Annotated in this window: 22 protein-coding genes and 2 pseudogenes; 9 read left to right on the forward strand and 15 right to left on the reverse strand. The window is 72.3% G+C overall.

The genetic code is table 11. The features are described from left to right. Positions 1-39 precede the first annotated feature (39 nt). Positions 40-2133, forward strand: a complete 2094-nt coding sequence (locus AC3CH1_RS04200; RefSeq protein ID WP_488461611.1) for an MDR family MFS transporter — start codon at positions 40-42, stop codon at positions 2131-2133. Positions 2134-2224: 91 nt separating this feature from the next. Here AC3CH1_RS04200 and AC3CH1_RS04205 read toward each other — a convergent pair whose 3' ends face one another. Genes AC3CH1_RS04205 through AC3CH1_RS04220 form a run of 4 tightly spaced genes read right to left on the reverse strand, consistent with a single transcriptional unit; the run spans position 2225 to position 4640 of the window. Further along, positions 2225-2659 carry a YchJ family protein gene (locus AC3CH1_RS04205; RefSeq protein ID WP_488461612.1) on the reverse strand — a complete coding sequence of 145 codons (435 nt, stop codon included), beginning with the start codon at positions 2657-2659 and terminating at the stop codon, positions 2225-2227. 28 nt (positions 2660-2687) lie between these two features. Next, a complete protein-coding gene (locus AC3CH1_RS04210; protein WP_488461613.1) occupies positions 2688-3497 on the reverse strand; it encodes an SAM-dependent methyltransferase in 810 nt (269 codons plus the stop codon). Positions 3498-3543: 46 nt separating this feature from the next. Continuing rightward, entirely contained in the window at positions 3544-3780 is a 237-nt protein-coding gene (locus tag AC3CH1_RS04215) for a DUF397 domain-containing protein (protein WP_018955330.1), read from the reverse strand. Continuing rightward, a complete protein-coding gene (locus AC3CH1_RS04220; protein WP_265598113.1) occupies positions 3780-4640 on the reverse strand; it encodes a helix-turn-helix domain-containing protein in 861 nt (286 codons plus the stop codon). Before AC3CH1_RS04220 ends, AC3CH1_RS04215 begins: the two co-directional genes overlap by 1 nt. A gap of 207 nt (positions 4641-4847) precedes the next feature. Between AC3CH1_RS04220 and AC3CH1_RS04225 the strand changes: the two genes are divergently transcribed. Together AC3CH1_RS04225 and AC3CH1_RS04230 are read left to right on the forward strand one after the other, a co-directional pair. Continuing rightward, positions 4848-5324: an ATP-binding protein gene (locus tag AC3CH1_RS04225; protein ID WP_488461614.1), complete on the forward strand. Its 477-nt coding sequence runs from the start codon at positions 4848-4850 to the stop codon at positions 5322-5324. Continuing rightward, positions 5318-5755, forward strand: coding sequence for a hypothetical protein (locus AC3CH1_RS04230; RefSeq protein WP_488461615.1), 438 nt, complete (start codon positions 5318-5320; stop codon positions 5753-5755). The genes AC3CH1_RS04225 and AC3CH1_RS04230 overlap by 7 nt, the downstream gene beginning before the upstream one ends. 91 nt (positions 5756-5846) lie before the next feature. On the opposite strand, the pseudogene AC3CH1_RS04235 reads toward AC3CH1_RS04230, so the two are convergent. From AC3CH1_RS04235 to AC3CH1_RS04275, 9 genes and pseudogenes are all read right to left on the reverse strand, one after another. Then, positions 5847-7192, reverse strand: a pseudogene (locus AC3CH1_RS04235) (6-phospho-beta-glucosidase). Positions 7193-7559: 367 nt separating this feature from the next. After that, the gene (locus AC3CH1_RS04240; protein WP_488461616.1) at positions 7560-9149 is read right to left on the reverse strand and encodes a cytochrome P450; all 1590 of its coding nucleotides are present in this window, start codon (positions 9147-9149) and stop codon (positions 7560-7562) included. Between the two features lie 229 nt (positions 9150-9378). Beyond that, on the reverse strand, positions 9379-9993 hold the full coding sequence (locus tag AC3CH1_RS04245) for a GTP-binding protein (protein WP_003964952.1): 615 nt from the start codon (positions 9991-9993) through the stop codon (positions 9379-9381). Next, complete coding sequence (locus AC3CH1_RS04250; protein WP_026290056.1) at positions 9974-10345, reverse strand: DUF742 domain-containing protein; 372 nt, start codon at positions 10343-10345, stop codon at positions 9974-9976. The genes AC3CH1_RS04245 and AC3CH1_RS04250 overlap by 20 nt, the downstream gene beginning before the upstream one ends. Further along, on the reverse strand, positions 10342-10749 hold the full coding sequence (locus AC3CH1_RS04255) for a roadblock/LC7 domain-containing protein (protein WP_007454741.1): 408 nt from the start codon (positions 10747-10749) through the stop codon (positions 10342-10344). The genes AC3CH1_RS04250 and AC3CH1_RS04255 overlap by 4 nt, the downstream gene beginning before the upstream one ends. Further along, positions 10746-12380, reverse strand: a complete 1635-nt coding sequence (locus tag AC3CH1_RS04260) for a sensor histidine kinase (RefSeq protein ID WP_488461617.1) — start codon at positions 12378-12380, stop codon at positions 10746-10748. The genes AC3CH1_RS04255 and AC3CH1_RS04260 overlap by 4 nt, the downstream gene beginning before the upstream one ends. A gap of 495 nt (positions 12381-12875) precedes the next feature. Further along, positions 12876-13082 carry a hypothetical protein gene (locus tag AC3CH1_RS04265; protein ID WP_488461618.1) on the reverse strand — a complete coding sequence of 69 codons (207 nt, stop codon included), beginning with the start codon at positions 13080-13082 and terminating at the stop codon, positions 12876-12878. Between the two features lie 151 nt (positions 13083-13233). Continuing rightward, complete coding sequence (locus AC3CH1_RS04270) at positions 13234-13740, reverse strand: MarR family winged helix-turn-helix transcriptional regulator (protein WP_488461619.1); 507 nt, start codon at positions 13738-13740, stop codon at positions 13234-13236. Beyond that, positions 13737-15452 carry an FUSC family protein gene (locus AC3CH1_RS04275; RefSeq protein WP_488461620.1) on the reverse strand — a complete coding sequence of 572 codons (1716 nt, stop codon included), beginning with the start codon at positions 15450-15452 and terminating at the stop codon, positions 13737-13739. The genes AC3CH1_RS04270 and AC3CH1_RS04275 overlap by 4 nt, the downstream gene beginning before the upstream one ends. 146 nt (positions 15453-15598) lie before the next feature. Between AC3CH1_RS04275 and AC3CH1_RS04280 the strand changes: the two genes are divergently transcribed. The 4 genes from AC3CH1_RS04280 (at position 15599) to AC3CH1_RS04295 (ending at position 18850) form a co-directional block, all read left to right on the forward strand. Next, positions 15599-16030, forward strand: a complete 432-nt coding sequence (locus tag AC3CH1_RS04280; protein ID WP_488461621.1) for a hypothetical protein — start codon at positions 15599-15601, stop codon at positions 16028-16030. Between the two features lie 125 nt (positions 16031-16155). Then, positions 16156-16806, forward strand: coding sequence for a thioredoxin-like domain-containing protein (locus tag AC3CH1_RS04285; RefSeq protein ID WP_488461622.1), 651 nt, complete (start codon positions 16156-16158; stop codon positions 16804-16806). A gap of 32 nt (positions 16807-16838) precedes the next feature. Continuing rightward, positions 16839-17462, forward strand: coding sequence for a DUF305 domain-containing protein (locus tag AC3CH1_RS04290; protein ID WP_488462140.1), 624 nt, complete (start codon positions 16839-16841; stop codon positions 17460-17462). A gap of 140 nt (positions 17463-17602) precedes the next feature. Further along, positions 17603-18850 carry an ROK family protein gene (locus tag AC3CH1_RS04295; RefSeq protein WP_488461623.1) on the forward strand — a complete coding sequence of 416 codons (1248 nt, stop codon included), beginning with the start codon at positions 17603-17605 and terminating at the stop codon, positions 18848-18850. Between the two features lie 214 nt (positions 18851-19064). Here AC3CH1_RS04295 and xylA read toward each other — a convergent pair whose 3' ends face one another. After that, entirely contained in the window at positions 19065-20231 is a 1167-nt protein-coding gene (gene xylA / locus AC3CH1_RS04300; protein ID WP_488461624.1) for a xylose isomerase, read from the reverse strand. Between the two features lie 221 nt (positions 20232-20452). Between xylA and xylB the strand changes: the two genes are divergently transcribed. Then, complete coding sequence (gene xylB, locus AC3CH1_RS04305) at positions 20453-21937, forward strand: xylulokinase (RefSeq protein WP_488461625.1); 1485 nt, start codon at positions 20453-20455, stop codon at positions 21935-21937. Here the strand turns inward: xylB and AC3CH1_RS04310 are convergent. Next, entirely contained in the window at positions 21924-22082 is a 159-nt protein-coding gene (locus tag AC3CH1_RS04310; RefSeq protein WP_488462175.1) for a hypothetical protein, read from the reverse strand. The genes xylB and AC3CH1_RS04310 overlap by 14 nt on opposite strands. On the opposite strand from AC3CH1_RS04310, the pseudogene AC3CH1_RS04315 reads away from it, so the two are divergent. After that, positions 22032-22573, forward strand: a pseudogene (locus tag AC3CH1_RS04315) (hypothetical protein); the annotation flags it as partial. The gene AC3CH1_RS04310 and the pseudogene AC3CH1_RS04315 sit on opposite strands and share 51 nt — an antisense overlap. Between the last annotated feature and the right edge of the window lie 17 nt (positions 22574-22590).

Consider the following 22590-nt stretch of genomic DNA (forward strand, 5'->3'; position numbering starts at 1 on the left):
CGGCATGCGGGGGTCATGAGCCGGTGTGAGGGTGCAGGGGTGACCACTGCCAGCGAGCAAGCTCCCGCCGCGCAGAGTGCCGCCGCGCCGCCGCCCGTCCTGGACCGGCGGCGGCGGAACATCGTCTTCGCGACGATCGTGCTGGGCATGCTGCTCGCGGCCCTGGACCAGACGATCGTGGGCACGGCCCTGCCGACGATCGTCTCGGAGCTGGGCGGGGCCGCGCACATGTCGTGGGTGGTGACCGCCTATCTGCTGGCGGAGACGGTGGCCACCGTCCTGGTCGGCAAGTTCGGCGACCTGTTCGGGCGGAAGCTGGTCTTCCAGGTCTCGGCGATCATCTTCGTCACGGGTTCGTTCCTGTGCGGCCTCGCGTCGGACATGCTGCTGCTGATCATCTGGCGCGGTATGCAGGGCATCGGCGCGGGCGGCCTCATGGTCACGTCGATGGCGTTGATCGCGGACGTGATCCCACTGCGCGAACGGGGCAAGTACCAGGGCGCGATCGGGGCGGTGTTCGGCATCTCGACGGTGATCGGGCCGCTGCTCGGCGGGCTCTTCACCGACCATCTGACCTGGCGTTGGGCGTTCTACGTCAACGTGCCGATCGCCATCGTGGTGGTGATCGCCGCCGCCCGGAACATTCCGTCGGTGAAGGCCGCCGGCCGGCCGGTCATCGACTACGCCGGGATCGCGCTGGTCTCCGTCGGGGCGAGCGCGCTGATCCTGGCGACGAGCTGGGGCGGGAACGAGTACGCCTGGGGCTCGCCCATGATCATCGGGCTGTTCGCCGGCGGTCTGATCGCGCTGGCGCTGTTCTGCGTGGTGGAGACGCGGGCGAAGGAACCGATGCTGCCGATGCGGCTGTTCCGCAACCCGGTGTTCACGGTCTGCTCGATCCTCAGCTTCATCGTGGGCTTCGCGATGCTCGGCTCGATGATCTTCCTGCCGACCTATCTCCAGTACGTGGACGGGGACTCGGCGACGCTCTCGGGGGTGCGGACGCTGCCGCTGGTCGTCGGTCTGCTGGCCGCCTCGATCTTCAGCGGCAACGTGGTGAGCAAGACGGGCCGCTACCGGGTGTTCCCGATCGTGGGGACGCTGGTCATGGCGGCCGGACTGTTCCTGCTGTCCCGGATGGGGCCGGGGACCGGCGTCTGGCTGGAGTCGCTCTACATGGTGGTGCTGGGGCTCGGCATCGGTCTGGCCATGCAGGTGCTGACGATCGCCGTGCAGAACACCGTCGAGTACGAGGACCTGGGCACGGCCACGTCGGGCGTGACGTTCTTCCGCACCCTGGGCAGCGCCTTCGGCACGGCGGTGTTCGGCACCATCTACGCCAACGCGCTGAAGCCGAACCTCACCGACGGCGTCGCTCGGGCGGTGGCGGCGGGCGGCGACCCGGCGACCCTGGCCCGCGCCTCGCAGAACCCGCAGGCGCTGCACGCGCTGCCCGCCGCCCAGTCGGAACCGCTGGCCCTGGCCTATGCGGACACCCTGCACACCGTGTTCCTGTGGACGGTGCCCGTCGCGCTGATCGGCTTCGTCGTCGCGCTGTTCCTGAAGGAGGTGAAGCTGCGGGACTCGGCCCGGCTCGGGTCGACGGACATGGGCGAGGGCTTCGCCCAGCCGGGCAGCGGGGACTCGGCGAAGGTCCTGGAGTACTCCGTGGCCACGATCCTGCACGGCGCGGGCCCGGACACCGCCCGGCGGATCACCGCCGAGTCCGACACCCGCCTCGACATGGCGGGGGCCTGGGCGGTGATGCAGGTGGACCTCTTCACCAGGATGGTCGGCCACGCGGGCCTCGGGCTGATCGCGGCCCGGCACCGCATCCCGCCCGAGGTGCTGGTGCCGGTCTTCGACCGGATGATCGAGGAGGGCTATCTGACGGGCGACGGCCGGATCTTCTCGCACACGGCGGCGGGCCGGCGCGAGGCCGCGGTGATCTCCGACGCCTGGGGCCGCTGGCTCAACGAGCGCCTGGCCGAGGACGGCGCCCGCCCCGACGACCGTCAGCTGAGGGCCACCGTGGACGTGATCGCCAAACGGCTGCTGGCGGAGGACCTGGCCCAGGAGCTGTCCCCGGCGGCCGGCCCCGGGGGGTCGAGGCGGGTGGGGGCCCCGGTCTGAGCCCGGGCACGCTCCCGGTCGCGACCCCGGCCACTGCCGTTCCGGCGGGCTGGGTCGACGAAGGCCGCGCCACTGCCGTACGGGCGCGGGCTCAGTCGACGAAGACCGCCGTCGTGTAGACCCAGGCGCCCTCGTGCCGGACGAAGCGGCTCTTCTCGTGGAGGGAGTCGGGGCGACCGTCGTCGGTGTAGTGGGCGCGGAAGGTGACCGTTCCGGTGGAGTGGAAGGCGCTGCCCTCGGTGGTGTCCAGGATGTCCAGCCCCGTCCAGCGCATCGCGGGGTCGAAGTCCACCCCGGGCGGCCGGGTCCCGGGGTGCCAGGTACGCGACAGGTATGCCGCGTCCCGGACGACGAAGGCCGCGTACCGGGAGCGCATCAGGGCCTCGCAGGTCGGCGCGGCGGCGCTGCCGGAGTGGAAGCGGCCGCAGCACTCCCCGTAGGCGGCGGGCAGGCCGCACGGGCACGGGGAGGCGGGGGTGATCCGCTCGGCGGCGGGCCCCCGGGGCCGGGAGGTGCGTCGTGACATGGGTCCATTGTGACGCGTGGCGGCGGGCTCAGGGTTTGCGGGCCACGCCGGCGTAGCCGGGGATCGGCTCGTCGCCCGGGACGTCGATGACCTCTCCGAGTTCCGGATGCCAGTCGGCGGAGAGCGAGACGCCCGGATCGACGAGTTCGAGACCGTGGAAGAACGCCGTGAGTTCGGCGCGGCTGCGGGGACGCAGCGTCATCCCGCGCGCCTTGTACATGGCCCGTGCCTGCGCGGCGCCCTCCACGTTGAAGTCGCCCGTGGTGTGCGAGAGCACGAGATAGCTGCCGGAGGGAAGCCGCTCGACGAGCTTGTCGACCAGTTCGCCCGCGCCGTCCTCGTCGTCGATGAAGTGCAACAGGGCCAGCATCGACAGGGCGATCGGTTCGTCGAAGTCCAGGACCTTGCCGGCCTCCGCCAGGATGGTCTCCGGTCTGCGGGCGTCGGCCTGGATGTACTCGGTGGCGCCCTCGGGCGTGGAGCGGAGCAGCGCCGCCGCGTGGGCGAGCACGATCGGGTCGTTGTCGCAGTAGACGACGCGCGCGTCGGGGGCGGTCCGCTGGGCGATCTGGTGGAGGTTCGGCTCGGTGGGTATGCCGGTGCCGATGTCCAGGAACTGGCGCACCCCGCTCTCGGCGAGCCGGCGGGTGGCCCGGTGCATGAACGCCCGGTTGACCCGCGCCATGTCACGGCCCCGTGCGTCCAGGGCGAGCAGCTGTCGTGCCATCTGTTCGTCGACCGGGTAGTTGTCCTTGCCGCCGAGGAACCAGTCGTACATCCGGGCCGGATGCGGCTTGCTGGTGTCGATCTCGATGGAGTGGGGTTCTTGCCCGGTCATGGCGCGCTCCGTGGTCGGGTGTCCGTACAGAGAGGTGGAGGCGGTCTCAGGTGAGAAGGAAGTCGGCCTGGCCTGCCTTGGCTCCCTGGATGAAGGCGGCGATCTCGCCGTTGGAGTAGATGAGCGCGGGACCGTCCGGGTCGGCGGACTGGCGTACGGCGACCCGTCCGTCGGCGAGCTTCATGGCCTCGACGCAGTTGCCGCCGTTCCCGCCGCTCCACGGCTTGTACCAGCCTTCGGAACCGAGGTCACCGGCCGGCATGCCGTTGTATATGTGGTTCATCACAGCTCCTTGCGGAAGTCCCGGAGGATTTCCTTCGTGCGTTGTGCAGTCGCGGCCTGAGCCGCCATGCGGTCCATGACTTCGAGATAGGAGGCCACCTCGGGTCGGGCGTCGAAGTAGACGGCTCCGGTCAGGTACTCGCTGTAGACCATGTCGGGGAGTTCGGGGATGGCGAACCGGAAGAGGACGAACGGTCCGTAGGTTCCCGGGTGGTGGCCGGTGGCGAACTCGGCGATCTGAAGCGTGACGTGGGGAAGCTCCGTGGCTTCGAGGAGCTTGTCGATCTGCCCGCGCATCGCCTGCGCGCTGCCGACGGGTCGCCGCAGGACGGTCTCGTCCATGATCACCCACAGTCGGGGGGCGTCCTCCTTGGCCAGCAGGGACTGGCGCTCCATCCGCAGCGCCACATGCCGCTCGATGTCCTCGGGCCGGGTCTGGCCGACCGCTCCGGTCCGCATCACGGAACGTGCGTAGTCCTCGGTCTGGAGGAGTCCGGGCACGAAGTGCGGCTCGTACATGCGCAGCAGGCTCGCCGCGCCCTCCAGGCTGACGTACATGCTGAACCAGTCGGGCAGGACGTCGTGGAAACGCTGCCACCAGCCCGGCTTGTTCGCCTCCTCGGCCAGGTCGACGAAAGCGTCGGCCTCCTGGTCGGCGATGCCGTACGCCTTCAGCAGCAGCTGGACATAGGGGATCTTCAGCCCGACCTCGGCCGTTTCCATCCTGCGTATCGTCGCCGGGGCGACCCTGAGCACCTTCGCCGCCTGGTCACGGGTCAGGCCGACACGCTCGCGCAGATCTTGCAGGCGCTTGCCGAGAACGACCTGGCCCACGGTCGGGGCGGACCGCGGTTCGCTCACTTCAGACCTCCCCATGCGCTGTTTTGCCAGCAGTGTGCCATGCGTGCGCCCCCAACGACACAGTCACTCTGGAAATTTCAGAGTGCCCCTTGCCAAGTGTCATCGTCAGGGGGAGAGTTGACTCCCGAACCAGTTCGCTCAGTCACGCCCGCCCCCGAACACCCGGGGAACGAAGCGTGACGCAGCCCCCACTGTGAGGAATCGGTCGTGGCACCTGGCAGTGCGCTCATCCCCCGTCCCATGGACCTCAGCCCCGGGACGGAGGCGCTCCGTTACTGCTTCGCGCTGCCGGCGCACCCCGAGTCGGTGGCCGGTGCGCGCGAGCTGACGCGAGCCCGGACGGACGCCTGGAACCTGGGCGGTGACACCGGTGACGCGGCTGTCCTCATCGTCTCCGAGCTGGTGACCAACGTCGTCGTGCACACCGCGAGCACCCGGGTGGTGTGCGAGCTGAGCCGGTTCGGCAGACGACTGCGGATAGCCGTGCAGGACCAGGGGCACCAGCCCGACGGTCCGCGGCTGCGCCGCTCGTCCGACGACGAGCACGGCCGCGGTCTGCTCCTGGTCGACGCGATGAGCAGCGCCTGGGGTTCGCACGACGCCCAGAACGCCTCCGGACGCATCGTCTGGGCGGAGCTGGCGACCGACGCGGAGCAGCCGTCCGGCACGGAGCGGCCATGCTGAAGAACGCGCTGGCCAGGCTGCGCTCGGCGCACCGGGCCCGGACGCCCGAGCAGGCCCGTGGCGGCCGGGTGCGGCTGGTGGTGCCGGCCTCGATGTCGACCACCCTGGGCTGTGACGCGGTCGGGGTGCCCGCCCGGCACGGCTTCCGCCTCATGTCCCATCTGCCCCGCACCGGATGCGTCTTCGCCGACGCCGACCGCTGGTGGTGGATCGTCCCGGCCGGCTCCGACCTGGATCTCGACTGGCCCGAGCAGGTGACGTACGCGCGTGACGCGGAGGTGCCCGTCGGGCGGCCCCGGCTGATCCACTCTCCGGACGGCCTCACTCCGTACACCCCGCCCATTCCGCTCTTCCTCATGGTCTGCCAGGTGACCGGGGTGACGCCGAGCTGGGCCACGGCGGGCAGGCCGAGCGTCGTGTCCGCGCCGTAGTCCTCCTGGCGACCGGGCGGCGGGGCCCGCGTCGGACGAGCCGGGCCCGGTCAGGTCGGGCCCGTCTCGTTCCGACGCGGGCCCCGCGTTGTCAGGGCCGGCCGAGGTACGCGAGCCCGGGGTGGACCTCGATATACCGGTCGAGCAGCCGCCCGGCCACTGCCACGGAGTCGACCAGCGGGTGCAGCGCGAACGCCTGGACGGCCGCCGCGCGGGACCCGCTCTCCGCCGCCTCCAGCACCGCCCGCTCCACTGCCTTCACGGCGGTGACGAGGCCGACCGCGTGGTTCGGGAGGGGGGAGACGGCCACCGGGTGGGCCCCGTTGGCGTCGACGAGGCAGGGCACCTCGACGACGGCGTCCGCGTCCAGGACCGAAAGGGCGCTGCGATTGCGGACGTTGAGGATCAACGAGGTGCGTTCGTTGCGGGCGACGGCCCGCATCAGGGCGAGCGCGACCTGTTCGTAGCCGCCGGACTCCAGGTCGCTCTCCTCCCGCTCCCCCGCCCCGGCGACCTCGCGGTTCTCCGCCATGTACGTCGCCTCGCGTTCGGCGCGGGTGCGGTCCCAGGTGGCCAGGGCAGGGGTGCCGGGCTCCCGCATACGGGCGTAGAAGCCCTCCTGCTGGTCCCGGAGGAAGGCGCCCGGGTCTGTTCGGCCTTCTGGTAGGCGCGTACGGCTTCCCGGTTGAAGTAGTAGTAGTGCAGGTATTCGTTGGGGATCGCGCCCAGCGACCGGAGCAGCTCCGCGCCGAAGAGGCGGCCCTCCTCGAAGGATGCGAGCAGCTTCGGGTCGGCGAGCAGCCGGGGCAGTTCGTCCCGCCCGTCCACGTACAGCCCTCGGACCCACCCGAGGTGGTTGAGCCCGGCGTAGTCGATCCAGGCCCGGTCCGGGTCGGCGCCCAGGACGCGGGCGATGCGCCGCCCAAGACCGACCGGTGAGTCGCAGATCCCGATGACCCGGTCTCCCAGGTGCCGGGACATGGCCTCGGTGACGAGGCCCGCCGGGTTGGTGAAGTTGATGACCCAGGCGTGCGGGGCGAGCCGGGCGACGCGGCGGGCGAGGTCGAGGGCGACGGGGACGGTGCGCAGTCCGTACGCGATGCCTCCGGCGCCGACGGTCTCCTGGCCGAGGACGCCTTCGTCGAGGGCCACCCGTTCGTCGGCGGCGCGTCCGGCCAGCCCGCCGACCCGGATGGCGGAGAAGACGAAGTCGGCGCCGCGCAGTGCCTCGTCGAGCTCCGTGGTGGCGACGACGGCGGGGGCGTCCGCGATGCCCCGCCCCTGTTCCTCCAGGACGCGGGCGACGGCGGTGAGCCGGTCGGCGTCGGTGTCGTACAGCGTGACCCGCGAGACGCGGCCCTCGGCGTGATCGCCAAGGAGGGCCCCGTACACGAGAGGCACCCGGAATCCGCCACCGCCAAGAATTGTCAGCTTCACGCTGCTCGATGGTACGGGCAGCTCCGGGCTCCCCGGAGCTGCCCGCGCCCATGGCCCCCTAGGTCCTGTCGTCGAACTCCCGTCGTCGCCCGGAGGGCGGCCCTGCGGGGTCAGGTGCGTGCTCTCGGCGTGCCGGGCTCACGTCCTCGTACGGGACGTACTCGGGCGTGGGCCCGGTGCGGCGAGAGTGCGTGCATGGCGCCGCGGGGCAGACGGGAGTTCGACGACAGGGCCGAGGTCCTGTCGTCGAACTCTCGTCGTCGCCCGGAGGGCGGCAGTTCGACGACAGGGCCTGGCGCGACGCGGCGGCCCCGGGCCCGTGGGCGTGATCCGGGGCCGCCGCGGCCTGGTGGGGGTCGAGGGCGTGTCAGTAGCCGCTCCACCAGCGGACGACGGCCTGCCAGAGCCGGGCGGGGGCGGCCGGCCGGCGCTGCTGCGGGATCGTCGCCACCGGAGCGGGTGCGGGGGAAGGAGCCGGTGCCGGTCCGGGGGAAGGGGCCGGTTCGGGCATGAGGGGTGCGGCCGGAACGGGAGCGGCTGTGGCGGCCGGGGCGTGGGCGGGCTCTGCCACGACCGCCTCGTGCCGGGGCTCGGGGACCTGCCTGGCCGGGGAGGAGATCTCCCAGGCGTCGGCCGGGCGGGCGGCACGGGCCATCACCGAGAGCGGGTCGGCGTCCAGCTTCTGCTGGGGGCTGGGGGCGAACTTCACCGGCAGCTCGACCAGGTGGCGGGACATGATGTTGCCGACCCAGCGCAGCTCGCTCTCCCCGACACCGAGCTCCAGGTCGGGCAGGCGCATCAGCAGCGCGTCGACCCCGACGTCGGCGATGGCCCGGCCGATGTCCTGTCCCGGGCACTCGTGGGGACCGCCGCTGAAGGCGAGGTGGGCGCGGTTGCCGCTCATGTCGGCGGCCAGGTCCGGGCGGACGGCGGGGTCGGTGTTGGCCGGGGCGATCCCGACGAGCAGGGCGTCGCCCGCCTTGATCTGCTGGCCGCCCAGCTCCGTGTCACCGACCGCCCAGCGGCCGAACACGGCGGTGAACGGCGGCTCGTCCCACAGGGTCTGCTCGACCGCCTCGGGGACGGTCATGTGCCCGCCGCTGAGCCGGGCACGGAAACGCGGGTCGATCAGGACCATGCGCAGAACGTTGGCGATGAGGTTGGCGGTGGACTCGTAGGCGGCGATCATGATCAAACGCAGATGCTCGATGACCTCGGTGTCGGTCATCGTCGCGGGGTGCTCGACGAGCCAGGAGGCCAGGTCCGGCGCGGATTCGGCGCGGCGGCGCTCGACCAGGCGCGTCAGCACGGACACGATGTGGGCGTTGCTGGCCACGGCGGTCTCGGTGCCGCGCGTCATGTCCCGGGCCGCCTGGACGAGTCGCTCGTCGTACTCGTCCGGCATGCCGAAGATCGCGCACACCACCATCATCGGCAGATGCTCCGCGAACTGGCTGACCAGGTCGGCGGTGCCCTTCTCGCAGAAGTCGTTGACGAGGCGGTTACTGAAGCGGTTGATGTGGCGGCGCACCCCGCGGGTGTCGATGCGCTCCATGCTGTCGGTGACCGCGCCGCGCTGCCGTTCGTGCTTGGCGCCGTCGGCGAACACGCAGACGGGCTGCCAGGTGAAGATCGGGGCGAGCGGGTGGTCCGGGGCGACGCTGCCGTCCTGGAGGGCCCGCCAGCGCCGCGAGTCCCGGGAGAACTGGGAGGGCGTCCGGGTGACGTGGAGGTTCTCGCTGTGGCCGAGCACGAGCCAGGCGGGAACGTCGCCGTGGAGCAGGATCGGGGCGACCGTGCCGTGTTCGGCGCGGAGCTTGTCGTAGAGGCCCGCCGGGTTGTTCTCCGCCTCGGGGCCGTAGAGCCGGCGCAGTCCGCCGGGGCCGATGTCGAGGTTGTGGGCCGGGCACTGGGGCGGGGGCACGGCGCCGGGTTCGTGGTGGAAGGGGGTTGTCACAGGGGCTCCAGGGATCAGGATTCCAGGGCTGGTGCGCGAGTGGGCGGGACGGGTCGACGGTTCGCGGCCCGGGCCGGACGGGCCGGGGGCAGGCGCCGCGGGATAGCGCGCCCCCGGTCGTGGGTCCGGTCGCGGATCCGGTCGCGGATCCGGTCGCAGATCCGGTCGTGGGTCCGGTCGCGGGTCCGCCGGACCGGAGGTGTCTCGGTGTCCCGAAGGAGGTTCGGTGTCAGGCGAGAGGGACGGCCAGGCTGTGCAGATAGCGCATCAGGGTCATCAGCACATCGCGGCTGGAGGCCCGCAGCCGGGCGTCGCAGTCGATCATCGGGACCTCGTCCGGCAGGTCGAGGGCTCTGCGCAGGGCCTCGACCGGGTGGTGCGGCGCGTCGGGGAAGGTATTCACGGCCACCACGAAGGGCACTCCGCGCTCCTCGAGTCGGCCGATGACGTCGAAGCTGACTTCGAGCCGTCTCGTGTCGATGAGGACGACCGCGCCGAGGGCGCCCTCGAAGAGGCCGTTCCAGAGGAACCAGAAGCGTTCCTGGCCGGGGGTGCCGAACAGATAGAGGATCAGTTCCTCGCTGAGGCTGATCCGTCCGAAGTCCATGGCGACCGTGGTGGCGGTCTTCGTCTCCACCCCGGCGTTGTCGTCCACGCCGACGCCGGCCTGGGTCATGGTCTCTTCGGTCGTCAGCGGCCGGATCTCGCTCACCGAGCCGACCATGGTCGTCTTGCCCACGCCGAACCCGCCGACGATCACGACCTTCACCGCGGCGGTGGCCGTGGTGGGAAGGACGTCCTCGCTGCGGGGTCCGGTGATCGTGTCAGAGCTTCTGAAGTCCATGCATCACCGCTTCGAGAAGGGACCTGTCGGGGAGCGTGGCACGGACGATCGGCGCACGCGACTGGATGAGATCGGTCGCGAGGAGATCGCTCAGGAGCGAGGTGACCACGCTGAACGGCAGGCTGAGGTAGGCCGAGATCTCGGCGACGGACAACGGCGCCTGGCAGAGCCGCAGGATGGCCGCCTGCTCGGGCTGGAAGGTCGGCGAGGGCTCCGCCTTCGCGACGACCATCGTGACCAGGTCGAGGGCGGACCGTTCACTGTCGTCGAGATCGCCGGTGATCACGTACAGCCGTTCCGGATCGTGCAGGTCCGGATCGGCCTTGCGGCGTTCTCGTCGAGGACCACTCATCCGGACTGCCCGCCGTGGCGGGGCGGGCTGGTCAGGTGGGCTCCGATCCGCACGACCATGTCCCGCATCCGGGCCCCGACGAGTCCGGCGTCGACGGTCTCGCCGGCCAGGACCGCGAGATAGGCGCCGGCCCCGGCCGCCATCAGGTAGAAGAACCCGCCCGTCACCTCGATGACCACGAGCTTCATGAGGCCGTCGCTGTACGGGATCTCGGTGGCCACGGCTGCGGCCAGGCTCTGCAGCCCGGCACAGGCCGCCGCGAGCCGGTCGGCGACGTCGGGGTCGCCGCCGTGCATCGCGATGCGCAGGCCGTCCGACGAGAGCACCACGATCTGGTGAATGCTCGGAACGTCGTCGGCCAGTTCCTTGAGCATCCAGTCCATGTTTCCCCGCTGCTGGATCACTTCAGGTCTCCCTTGTCCCACGCGTCATCGGAGTCTTCGCCGTGCTTTCGTTCCTGCGGTACGCCGTTGACGGCCTTGGTGAAGGCCTCCAGCCAGAGGCCGGGGGGCTTCTCCTCGCCGCGTCCGTCGGCCGCGCCCTCGTCCGCGCCGGGGTGGAACCCGTTGGCGGGGGCGGGGGGTGGCTGCTGCGGGAGGTTGTGCGAGCCGAGCGGGGCGCGGCCCCGGCTGCGGCGCTGCGGCAGCCCGTTCTCGGTCCACTCGGTGACCACGGGAAGGTCGTCCTCCATGGCTGCCGCGGGAGGGGCCTGGTGCGACGTGGCCGCGGGGGCTCCGGTGGAGACCGGGGCGGCCACGGACGGCACGGGGCCGGTGGCGGCGGGCTTGGGCTTGCGCTTGCCGGGCGGCGGCACCACGTGCTGGAGCTGCGACATGTCCAGGGAGCTGGTGGGCCGCGAGGTGGCGCCGATGCCGTGGGCGATGCCCGGGGCGGGCCCGGTGGTGATCATGTCGCGCGGCACGATGAGGACGGCGCGGACGCCGCCGTACGCCGACTGACGCAGCGACACCTGGAGCTGGTACATCCGGGAGAGCCGGCCGACGACCGCCATGCCGAGGCGCGGGGACTCCCCGAGGTCGTTCATGTTGATGCCGGCCTGCGCCTGGGCGAGCATGTTCTCGGCGCGGGCGCGGGCCTCCTCGCTGAGGCTGACGCCGCCGTCCTCGATCTCGATGGCGATGCCGGTCTGCACCTCGACCGCGGTGACGTGCACCCGGGTCTGGGGCGGCGAGTAGCGGGTCGCGTTGTCGAGGAGTTCGGCGCAGGCGTGGATGAGCGGTTCGACCGAGGTGCCGACGATGGCGACCTTGGCGATCGAGTGCAGATCGACGCGCTGGTACTCCAGGATGCGGGACATCGCCCCGCGCAACACGCTGAACAACGGTACGGGCTTGGGCCACTGGCGGCTCGGGCGGGCGCCGCCGAGCACGGCGATGGAGTCGGCGAGGCGGCCGATCAGCGCGGTGCCGTGGTCGATGCGCAACAGGTCGTCGAAGACCTCGGGGTTGCGCCCGTAGTGGTTCTCCATCTCCCGCAGTTCGCTGGCCTGGCGGTTCACGATCGCCTGGACGCGGCGGGCGACGCTGACGAAGGCGCGCTGAGCGGAGTCACGCCGCGCCTCCTCGTTGTCGATGACTTCGAGGACCTGGTAGACCTGCTCGCGCAGCGCCTTGGGCAGATGCCGGTTGGCCGCGTCCGCGTCGACGATGTCGCGCATCACTTCTTCGGGCGAATTGCCCACGCGCAGCCGCCGGATGGCGGCGGGCATGACTTCTTTGGTGAGCCGTACCGTCTCGGCGTCGTGCGAGTGGATGCGGTGTTCCAGGTAGGCGATGCGCTGTTCGTACTCCGCGCGCTGGACGCGCATGGCGCGTCGGCGGCGGTGCAGCGCCACGGTGAGTACGGCGACCACGAGCGTGGCGATCACGCCGCACACGGCGACTGGTATCCGCGCGGCCGGTGCGACCACGGCCGAGCCGGCGGCGGTGGCTCCGAGGAGCAGGGCCACGGGCAGCAGGACTACGCGGACGACGGGAACTTCTCTGTCGGTCGGCGGTGATTCAACACGGACCATCTAAAACCCTCTGGCGGTTGATTCCGGGATGTATGCGCACGTGAGCGGAGACTCAGGAACAAGTGCTCGAATTCATCTCAACTCGTCTTCACTGCGCGTGAGCTTAGCCAGATCAGAACAGTGCTTCGGCATATTCACCCAACCCCCTGCGGAAGCTCTCCGAGAGGAATACACTCGCGAGTTTTTGCACGCTGCGCTTTGGGTTGTGCGCGGTGAGTGATCGTGGCTGAAATCGCTCCACCGAGAGGGCTCCGCAGACCCGAGGATCCGAACATTCACCACCGATTGAGAGTTTTTCTCGGGCAAATCACCCTCGCGCGGGCGACTTTCGTAGGGCAGAACAGGACAACGACACAGGTGATCGAACCGGATCGAAAGGCGCAGATTCCTGACCGACGAGCGAGTGACGCGCGAAATCGCCGCGCTGACGCGGCTGCGAAGCCTCTGGTCCGTGGCGTGGCTCCGGGTGCCGGGTCAGGCTTGGCCGACCGGCTCTCACGGGGCGCCGGCGGGCTGATCGTCCTGCCAGACCCAGTGGCCGGTTGTGTCGGGGGCGTAGAGGCTGCGACCCCCGGGGTAGGTGCAGCCGTCGTTGGGTATCGCGGTCCAGGGGTCCTCGTCGGTGATGGTGACGCGGACGGTTCGACCGTCGAGGGGGCCACCGTGCAACTCGACCATGATCGTGGGGATGTCGTCGCTCATGGTCCTCTTGTGCCCCAACAGGTACAGACCAATTGGCGTTTCCGGTGACCCAGCTCCGATCGGGCGGCGGGCCGCTGGTTCTTCGACCTCGGGGGCGGCCCGGTCCGGGGCGGGTGGGTCTCGGTGCACGCGCGGGTGAGGGTGCCTTCGGTCAGCGCCGGGCTCCGCCGAGCCGCCCCTCCAACTGGACGAGCAACTCGCCCAACCTGAAGCCGAGTTCGTCGCGCGCGCCGCCGTCCAGACCGGCGAGCACCGCGCGTTCGTAGGCGAGCTGTTCGGGCAGGATCCGGTCGACCAGGGCCCGGCCCTCGTCGGTGAGCCGGACATGGGCGACCCTCCGGTCGCGGGCGTCGCCACGGCGCTCGATCAGGGCGCGGTCCTGGAGGGCGCGCAGCCGCTTGGTGACGGCCGCTCCGGAGGAGAAGGTCTCGCGGGCCAGCTCGCCGGGGGTGAGCTCCCGGTCCGTCCTGCGTACGGCGCCGAGGAGGTCGAATTCGGCCCGGGTCAGTCCGGCGGAACGCAAGGGGGCGTCCTCCGCCTGCTGGAGCAGGGCGGCGCAGCGGTTGATCCGGCCGATGATCTCCATCGGTCCGGTGTCGAGCCCGGGGTTGACGGCCTGCCACTGCCGGACCACCGAGGCAACGATGTCGTCGGTCACTCCGCTCCGATCGAAGGGGCGTGGGCCGCGGTAGGCGTATCGCCCCCGGGCCCCCGCCGTATGTCTGTCGCGGCGAGCGTACGGTGTCCGGCCCGCTCGGCCGCGAGAAGGCGCTGCTCGGGCAGGGCGCGCTGCCACCACTCGCCCGCGGCGGTGTCGCCCGCCTCGCGCAGTTCGACGAGGCTCGCGGTGAGCGTCCGGCGCACCCGGTCCCGTGTCGCGGGCGCCGCCCCGGGGTCGGCTCCGGTCCGTTCGGCGTCGGCGCGGGCCCGGTCCAGGGCGTCGAGCGCCCGCTCGACGCGCCCCGCCGCCCGCCGGTTGGTGACCAGCGTCGCGGCCAGAAAGCCGACGACCGCTCCGAGGACGGTGTCCAGGACCCGGTCGCCGATGAGCTCCCCGGCCGGATGCGCGCCGCCGAACTCCAGGACCAGCAGGGCCATCGGGGTCACCGCGACGGAGCCGAGCCAGTAGTTGCGGGTGATGAGGGCCTCGGCGGCGAAGCTGAAGAAGAGGCAGCAGCAGACGAGGGCGAGCGGGCTGATCCGGGACACGGGAAGGGCGGCGGCGAAGACGAGCACGCCCAGGAGGTTGCCGAGGGTGCGCTGGAGAGCCCGGTTCCACGACAGGGTGATGTTGGCCTGGTAGAGGGAGGCGGCGGTGACGATCGCCCAGTAGGGGCGTCCGACGCCGAGCGCGGCGCAGAGGTATCCGGCGAGTGCGCAGCCCGCCAGGGTGCGCACGGCGACCGGCAGCAGGGGCGATCCTGGGCCGAGGCGGCCGAGCAGGGCGCGTCGGGCCGCGCTGCGCGCCTCGGGGGCCCGCCGGGCGGCGCGCTCCGCGTCGATCCCGTACAGCTCGTCGGCGGTGCCAGGGGCCGAAGGCGGCGTGGGCACGGGACCTCGGGCCCGGGTCAGGGCGGCCCAGGCGCGCAGCCGGTCCGGATCCACGGCTCCGCCCCCGGGGCCCGGGGCCGCGAAGGCCGCCTCGGCGTGCACCACCAGGCGTTCCAGCGACCGGCGTACGGGGGTGGGGCGGCCGGAGGCGAGCAGACACTGCCAGGCGGCGTGCACGGCGGCGGCCGCCGCGTTGCGGGCACGGGGGCCCGGGTCGGCGGCACACGCGGCCGCGACCTCCAGGGCGCGGGCCACGGCCCGGCGTTCGGGGCCCTCGCGACGGACCAGGGCGGGGGCAACGGCGACCAGCCAGGCGAACGCGCCCGCGCCGAGGGTCAGGGCGAGGTGACCGGGGATCTGCTCCGGGCGCTGCGGGGCGAAGAGGGCGGCGGAGCTGACGAAGGTGAAGATCACATGGCCGGGCGGTCCGATCCGGGTGGCGTCGCACAGCACCTTCTGGGCGGCGGCGAGCAACGCCCCGACCGCGATGAGCACCGCGGTCGATCCGGTGAGCGACGCGGTGACCAGGGAGACGGCGAGCGAGGCCGTCATGCCGAGCACCACGCCCGCGACGGCCCCGGCCCGCCGGGCGTACGGCAGGCCGTGACCGTAGAGCGCGCAGAGCGAACCGGCCATGGTGTACATCACCAGGTCGAGCCGGCCGATGGCCAGGAGCGTCAACTGGGGCGCGGCGGAGGCGACGACCACGCTGAGGGCGGGCTTGAACCAGGTGTCCGACGGCCGCGACAGCCGGAGCGCAGAGGCCAGGGGGAGGGCCCGGGCGGAGGGCCGCCCCGAACGGATAGGTGTATCAGTCACTCATTTACGTTAGCAGGTATTACACCTGTAAATCATCTGGAGATCATATGGGCCCTGTTCGAGCGACCGCGACTCGGGCACACTGTCCCGCGGACAGCGCGACCCATATTCTTTGAATCTTCATGCACCCACTACGATGACGGGCGATGACCAGGGTGAGCACGCGGACGGACCGGGAGCGGTACCGCTCCCGCACGCCCCTCGCTCTGGGCTGGGTGTTCTTCCTCCTGGCCATGCTCTTCTGCTGCTCGGTCATCACCTCGTCCGCCGGCGCCCCGGTGGCCGCGGGCCCTGCCGGGGCGAGTGCCGTCCGCGCTTTCACCCCGACGCCCGACGCCGCCTTCGAACCGGTCGTCCTGGCCTCTCCCGCGGACCGCGGCCTCGGGACGTCGTGCCACGGGGGCTCGACGCACACGGCTGCCGTCGTGATTCCGGCGTCGTCCGCCCCCGTCACCGTTCCCTCGCCCGTGACCTTCGTCCCCGCCACCCCGCTCACCGGCGCGGCGGCCATCCGGGGTCCCGCGCACGACGGTGTGCGTTCCGTCGATCAACTACGCCTTCAGGTCCAGCGGATCTAGAGGCCGGGTCCGCTCTCCCGCCGCGCCCCGGCGCCGGTTCACCGGGAGCGGTTCTTCGCCTGCCCCGCACCCCTTCCCCCTTCATGCATCGCCCGTATGCATCGGTTGAACGACGAGGACTCCCCATGGCTTCCGCCAAGAACCAGAACAACCCGGCCTCAGCGCGTCGCGCCAAGCTCGAGGAGGCGCGCCGCAAGGAGCGCGCCCGCGAGCGACGGGTCCGCATCATCACCATCAGCGCGTCGGTGGCCGTGGTCGCCGCCCTGGTCGCCGGGGGCGGCTATCTGATGTCGCAGGCGAACGAGAAGGAGGAGAAGGAGAACCAGGCCAAGACCTCGCCGGTCACCGGCGAGCGCAGCTGGGACAAGCTGGGGCGGGAGCACGTGACGACCAAGGTCGACTACCCGATGAACCCGCCCGTCGGCGGCGACCACAACCAGGTCTGGATGAACTGCAACGCCGACGTCTACTCCGACGAGATACCGAAGGAGAACGCCGTGCACTCGCTGGAGCACGGCGCGGTCTGGGTCACGTACAACGACAAGGCCTCGGACTCCGACATCGAGGCGCTCACCAAGAAAGTCAAGTCGACCCCGTACTCCCTGATGAGTCCGGTCAAGGACCAGAAGGACCCGCTGATGCTCAGCGCATGGGGCAAGCAGGTGACGATCAAGAACGCCACGGACGACCGGGTCTCGCAGTTCTTCACCAAGTACGTGCAGGGCCCGCAGACCCCTGAGCCGGGGGCCGCCTGCACCGGCGGGCTGGACAAGTGACCGCCCTGACGTCTCCCGGCTCCATGCGTCGGATGGTCCTCGCGGGGGCCGCCGTGCTGCTCCTGGCGCTGGGGCTGGTGGCGCTGATGGTCGTACGCCCCTCCGCGGCCTCCCCGTCCGGGGCGTCCTCCGCGGCGAGGTCCGCTCCGGCGGAGGACTCCGTGGACGCGGGCTTCGCCCGGGACATGGCCATCCACCACCAGCAGGCGGTCGAGATGTCGTTCATCGTGCGGGACCGCACCGACGACGAGGACGTGCGGCGTCTCGCGTACGACATCATCAACACCCAGGCCAACCAGCGCGGCATGATGCTGGGCTGGCTGGAGCTGTGGGGGCTGCCGAAGAGCGCGGCCGGGCCGCCGATGGAGTGGATGGGGCACACCCTCACGCCGACGGACGACGGGTCGCTGATGCCGGGCATGGCCACCGACGCGGAGCTGGCGGCCCTCACGGCCGCGGAGGGCGAGAAGGCCGAGGTGCTGTTCCTGCGGCTGATGACCGTGCACCACCGCGCCGGTGCGGACATGGCGCAGGCGGCCGCGGGTGCGGCGGGGACGGACGCGATCCGGGATCTGGCGGCGGGCATGGTCAGCGGCCAGCAGTCGGAGATCGGCCTGATGGCGAACATGCTGAAGGACCGGGGCGCGGGTTCCTGAGCCGGGCCTGATCGGAGGGGGCGGTTCCGGCCGGACGGCCGGAACCGCCCCCTTCCGTGACGTCTCCCCCTCCGCTTCCGCGGTACGCCCGTCCCCGCGCCTCCGCCGGGAGCCCCGCATCACATAGGCTCGGCGACGATATGAAGAGCATCCTCACTCCGCTGGGGCCCAAGGCCGACAAGGACACCGTGCGACGGCACAATCTGAGCCTGGTACTCCGCGCCGTACGGGACGAGGGCGAGCGGGGCGAGGCGACCCGGGCCGGAGTGGCCGCCCGGGTCGGGCTGACCCGGGCCGCGGTGTCCTCGCTCGTCGAGCAGCTGATGGACAGCGGGTTCGTCACCGAGTCGGGCAAGACGTTCAGCGGGCAGGCCGGCCGCCCCGGCACCGCGCTCAAGGTGGCCAGGACCGGGCCGGCCGGGCTCGGCGTGGAGATCAACATCGACTACGTCTCGGTGTGCGTGGTCGACCTGGCGGGCACCGGCCGGGTCCGGCAGACCGAGCACCTCGACAACCGGGGCGCGCCCGCCGAGGAGGCCCTGGCCCGGGCTGCCCGGATCGCCGCACGGACCCTGGAGTCGGCGTACGAGCAGGAGTTGCGTCCGGTGGGCGCGGCGCTGGCGCTGCCGGGTCTCGTCTCCGGCGGATCGGTGCGGCAGGCCCCCAACCTCGGCTGGAACGAGGTCCCTGCGCAGGAGCTGTTCGCCGAGGCGCTGGCCGCCCTGCGCCCCGGCCACCCGGTGCTGCCGGTCGCCTCGGAGAACGAGGCCAATCTCGCGGCACTGGCCGAGCTGTGGTTCGGCGGCCTGGGGGATGTGCGGAGCTTCCTCTATCTGACCGGGGAGATCGGGGTCGGCGGCGCCCTCGTCCTGGGCGGTGAACTGCTGCGCGGTGCGCACGGTTTCGCCGGGGAGATCGGGCATGTCGTGGTGGATCCGGCGGGGCCGGAGTGCCGGTGCGGTTCGCGGGGGTGCCTGGAGCAGTACGCCGGTCAGGCGGCGCTGCTGCGGGCGGCCGGGATCGAGGGCCCCGGCGGCGCCTGTGGGGTGCTGGAGCTGGAGCGTCGCGCGGGCGCCGGGGACCCGCGGGCGGTGGCCGCGGTCGGTGAGGCGGGCCGGATGCTGGGCCGGGTGCTGTCGGGCGCGGTGAACCTGATCGACCCGGACGCGGTGGTGCTCGGTGGGATCTACCGGGGGCTGATGCCGTGGCTGGCGCCGCCCGCCGACGAGGAGCTGACCGGCCGGGTGGTGTCGGGGCTCTGGTCCCGGGGCGGCGGCCGGCTCCGGGCGTCGTCGGTGGCGGGCGACGCGGCGCGGGGCGCGGCGGCACTCGTGGTGCAGGACGTGCTGGACGACCCGGTGGCGTACGCGGAGCCGTCCGGCGGCTGAGCCGGCGCCGGACGGCTCCGGCCCAGCCGGTGGGGCGGGCCCGGTGGGCCGGTCTGGCCCAGTGGACCGGGGCCGGTGAGCCGGACCGGGGTGCCGAGGCCGGTGGGACGAGGCCGGTGGGCCGAGGCCGGTGGGACGAGGCCGGTGGGACGGCCCCGGCGAGACGGACCGTGGTGCGGCCCAGTGGACCGGGCCGGGGTCCCGCCCCGGCGGGTCAGCGCACGGCGAGCAGGTGGTCCATCGCGAGCTGGTCCAGTGCCTCGAAGGCCATGCCGCGTTCCGCGGCGGCGTCCACGTCGAAGTCCTCGTACGCGCCGCGGTCGGCGAGCAGGTCCGCCAGTCCCTCGCCGGCGGTGGGGCGCGCCAGTTCGTCCAGGCGGGACGCGCGCAGGGCCGCCCGCACCTCGGGGTCGGCGCGGAAGGCGGAGGCCCGCTCCTTGAGGATGAGGTAGTTGCGCATACAGCCCGCGGCGGAGGCCCAGACACCGTCGTAGTCCTCGGTGCGCGGGGGCTTGAAGTCGAAGTGGCGGGGGCCTTCGTAGCCGCTCTCCAGCAGGTCGACGAGCCAGAACGCCTGGCGCAGGTCGCCCGCGCCGAAGCGCAGGTCCTGGTCGTACTTGATGCCGGACTGGCCGTTGAGGTCGATGTGGAAGAGCTTGTCCGCCCACATGGCCTGGGCGATGCCGTGCGGGAAGTTGAGCCCGGCCATCTGCTCGTGCCCGGTCTCCGGGTTGACGCCGACCAGCTCGGGGCGCTCCAGGCGCTCGATGAAGGCCAGGGCGTGGCCGATGGTGGGCAGCAGGATGTCGCCGCGCGGCTCGTTCGGCTTGGGCTCGATGGCGAAGCGGAGGTCGTAGCCCTGCTCGACGACGTACTCGCCCAGCAGGTCGAAAGCCTCCTTCATCCGGTGGAGGGCGAGGCGGACGTCCTTCGCCCCGCCGGACTCGGCCCCCTCACGGCCGCCCCACGCCACGAACGTGCTCGCGCCCAGCTCGACGGCGAGGTCGATGTTGCGCAGGGTCTTGCGGAGCGCGTAGCGGCGTACGCCACGGTCGTTGGCGGTGAATCCGCCGTCCTTGAAGACGGGGTGGGTGAAGAGGTTCGTCGTCACCATGGGCACGACGAGCCCGCTGTCGTCGACCGCCGTACGGAAGCGCTTGACGATCCTTTCGCGCTCGGTCTCCGGCGCCCCGAAGGGGATGAGGTCGTCGTCGTGGAAGGTCACTCCCCAGGCGCCCAGCTCCGCGAGCCGCCGCACCGACTCCACGGGGTCGATGGCCGCGCGGGTCGCGTCGCCGAAGGGGTCCCGGCCCTGCCAGCCCACGGTCCACAGGCCGAAGCTGAACTTGTCCTCGGGGGTGGGGGTGAAGCGTTCCGTCATGGTCGTCCGACCGCCTTCGCCTGCCGTCGGGACGCCCGGCCGCCAGCCCGGCACCCCTATTTGTTCATTGTCATGACTAATCAAGCACACCACCCCTCGACGAGGGAACCCCCCTGCCGGGCGAAGCCGACCCCGCCCCCCTGTGCAGGGCGGCGCTCATCCCGTAATTTGTTCGTGCCCCAGCCAAATGATCAGGCCGTCCCGTGCGAAAGAGGCTCCCCATGCCGTCACCCGCCGTCGTCATCGGCGTGGACAGCTCGACCCAGTCCACCAAGGCCGCCTTCATCGACGCGGCGACCGGCGAGCAGCTCGCCGTGGGGCGCGCCCCGCACGTGGTCACCGGCGAGGCCGGCGCCCGGGAGAGCGATCCGGAGATCTGGTGGCGGGCCCTGTGCGAGGCGGTGGCCGCCGGGCTGAAGGAGTCCGGCCTCCCCGCCAGCGCGGTCACCGGCATCGCGGTCGCCGGGCAGCAGCACGGGCTCGTCGTGCTGGACGGGGCGGGCCGGCCGCTGCGCCCCGCGCTGCTGTGGAACGACACCCGCTCCGCGCCGCAGGCCGCCGCGCTCACCGACGCGCTCGGCGGGCCGGAGGCATGGACGGCACGGACCGGGTCCGTACCGGTCGCCTCGATCACCGCGTCCAAGTGGCAGTGGCTGCGCGAGACGGACCCCGCGAGCGCCGCGAACGCGGCGGCGGTCCGGCTCCCCCACGACTTCCTGACCGAACGCCTCGCGGGCGTCGCCGCCACCGACCCCGGGGACGCCTCGGGCAGTGGCTGGTACTCCACCGCCACCGGGGCGTACGACCCCGACCTGCTGGAGCTGCTCGGCCTGGACGCGGCGCTGCTCCCGGAGGTCGCGCCCACCGGGGCGTCCCGGATCGGCTCGCTCACCGAGTCGGCGGCGCGAGCGCTCGGGCTGCCCGCGGGCATCGCGGTGGCGGCCGGCACCGGCGACAACATGAGCGCCGCCGTGGGCCTCGGACTCGGCGGCGAGGGACTGCTGGACCACCCGGTCCTCAGTCTGGGCACCTCCGGCACGGTCTTCGCAGCCTCCCGCACCCGGCCCGCGTCGACCGCGCTGAACGGGTTCGCGGCCGCCGACGGCACGTACCTCCCGCTGGCCTGCACCCTCAACTGCACGCTCGCCGTGGACAAGGTGGCCGCCCTGCTCGGCCTGGACCGCGAGGACGCGGCGCCCGGCGGCGAGGCCATCCTGCTCCCCTATCTCGACGGCGAACGGACCCCCGACCTGCCGACCGCCTCCGGACTGCTGACCGGCCTGCGCCACGACACGACCCGGCAGCAACTGCTGGGCGCCGCCTACGAGGGCGCGGCCGTCACCGTGCTGCGGGCCATGGACGAACTCCTGTCGGCCTGCGGTCTCGACCCGCACGCGCCCGAGGTCGCCGCCCGCCCGCTGCGCCTGATCGGCGGCGGGGCGCGGGGGCGGATGTGGGTGGAGTCGGTCCGCCGGCTCTCCGGCCGGCCGCTCGTCATCCCGGGCAGCGGCGAGCTGGTCGCCCTCGGTGCGGCGGCGCTCGCCGCCTCGGCGGCGGGCGGCGGCGATCCGGTGGCGCTGGCGACGGCCTGGCAGCGGACCGGGACGGACCGGCGGCTGCCGCCGGTGGAACGGGACGTGGAGACCTGGGAGCGGGTCACCTCGGTCCTGGAGCGCGCTTCCGGGCCCCTGCTCACCGGTTCCTGACGCCCCCCGGGGCCAGGGCCACCATGTCCTCGATGAGGCCGACGGCGCGCGGGGCGCCGCCCTCGCGCCGGGCGGCGGCGCGCAACCGCGCGGAATCGATGTGTACGACGGGCTGCGCCGCCGCCAGGCCTGCATGTACGGGCACCAGACCAGGAAGGCGGCGGCCGACACGGCCCCCGTCGAGCTGTCCTGCGTGCTGCGGACCGTGCGGTCCTGGTCCGAGCCCTGGGCGAGCGACCCGCTGCCCGGCAGCTACTACATCCGCCTCACGGTGGTGGACCTGCCCGCCGCCGACCTCGGGCTGCCGGTCGGCGTCGAGGTGAAGGCGGTCTCGAAGGAGCAGGGCGGGGCCACGACGTGGACGGCACGCTCTCCGAGCCGCTGGCGCCGGGCGTCTCGGTCGCCTCGGCCGGCGAGGCGGGTTCGGCGGGAGAGGCGGATTCGGCGGGCGACACGAGTGCCGCGCCGTGTGTGACGTCCGCCAGTGAGCCGGAGAACGGCTGGGCGGCGGGTCGGCGGACCGACCGCTGGCTGTGGACCGTGGGCGGCGGCGTGCTCGCCGCGCCGGCGGCCGTGTTCGGCTGCTCGCTGACGCGGGGCCGGGGTCGGCCGGTCCGCGTACCGCCCGGCGTCTGAGGGGCGCTGCCGCCGCT

The organism is Streptomyces sp. MGP-P1 (assembly GCF_057766565.1).

What these genes read in the sequence shown, in the direction of transcription:
- AC3CH1_RS04205 (WP_488461612.1), bottom strand. Translation starts at nt 2,659, where the DNA reads ATGTCACGACGCACCTCCCGGCCCCGGGGGCCCGCCGCCGAGCGGATC.
- AC3CH1_RS04210 (WP_488461613.1), bottom strand. Translation starts at nt 3,497, where the DNA reads ATGACCGGGCAAGAACCCCACTCCATCGAGATCGACACCAGCAAGCCG.
- AC3CH1_RS04215 (WP_018955330.1), bottom strand. Translation starts at nt 3,780, where the DNA reads ATGAACCACATATACAACGGCATGCCGGCCGGTGACCTCGGTTCCGAA.
- AC3CH1_RS04230 (WP_488461615.1), top strand. Translation starts at nt 5,318, where the DNA reads ATGCTGAAGAACGCGCTGGCCAGGCTGCGCTCGGCGCACCGGGCCCGG.
- AC3CH1_RS04245 (WP_003964952.1), bottom strand. Translation starts at nt 9,993, where the DNA reads ATGGACTTCAGAAGCTCTGACACGATCACCGGACCCCGCAGCGAGGAC.
- AC3CH1_RS04250 (WP_026290056.1), bottom strand. Translation starts at nt 10,345, where the DNA reads ATGAGTGGTCCTCGACGAGAACGCCGCAAGGCCGATCCGGACCTGCAC.
- AC3CH1_RS04260 (WP_488461617.1), bottom strand. Translation starts at nt 12,380, where the DNA reads ATGGTCCGTGTTGAATCACCGCCGACCGACAGAGAAGTTCCCGTCGTC.
- AC3CH1_RS04265 (WP_488461618.1), bottom strand. Translation starts at nt 13,082, where the DNA reads ATGAGCGACGACATCCCCACGATCATGGTCGAGTTGCACGGTGGCCCC.
- AC3CH1_RS04280 (WP_488461621.1), top strand. Translation starts at nt 15,599, where the DNA reads ATGACCAGGGTGAGCACGCGGACGGACCGGGAGCGGTACCGCTCCCGC.
- AC3CH1_RS04285 (WP_488461622.1), top strand. Translation starts at nt 16,156, where the DNA reads ATGGCTTCCGCCAAGAACCAGAACAACCCGGCCTCAGCGCGTCGCGCC.
- AC3CH1_RS04290 (WP_488462140.1), top strand. Translation starts at nt 16,839, where the DNA reads ATGGTCCTCGCGGGGGCCGCCGTGCTGCTCCTGGCGCTGGGGCTGGTG.
- AC3CH1_RS04295 (WP_488461623.1), top strand. Translation starts at nt 17,603, where the DNA reads ATGAAGAGCATCCTCACTCCGCTGGGGCCCAAGGCCGACAAGGACACC.
- xylA (WP_488461624.1), bottom strand. Translation starts at nt 20,231, where the DNA reads ATGACGGAACGCTTCACCCCCACCCCCGAGGACAAGTTCAGCTTCGGC.
- xylB (WP_488461625.1), top strand. Translation starts at nt 20,453, where the DNA reads ATGCCGTCACCCGCCGTCGTCATCGGCGTGGACAGCTCGACCCAGTCC.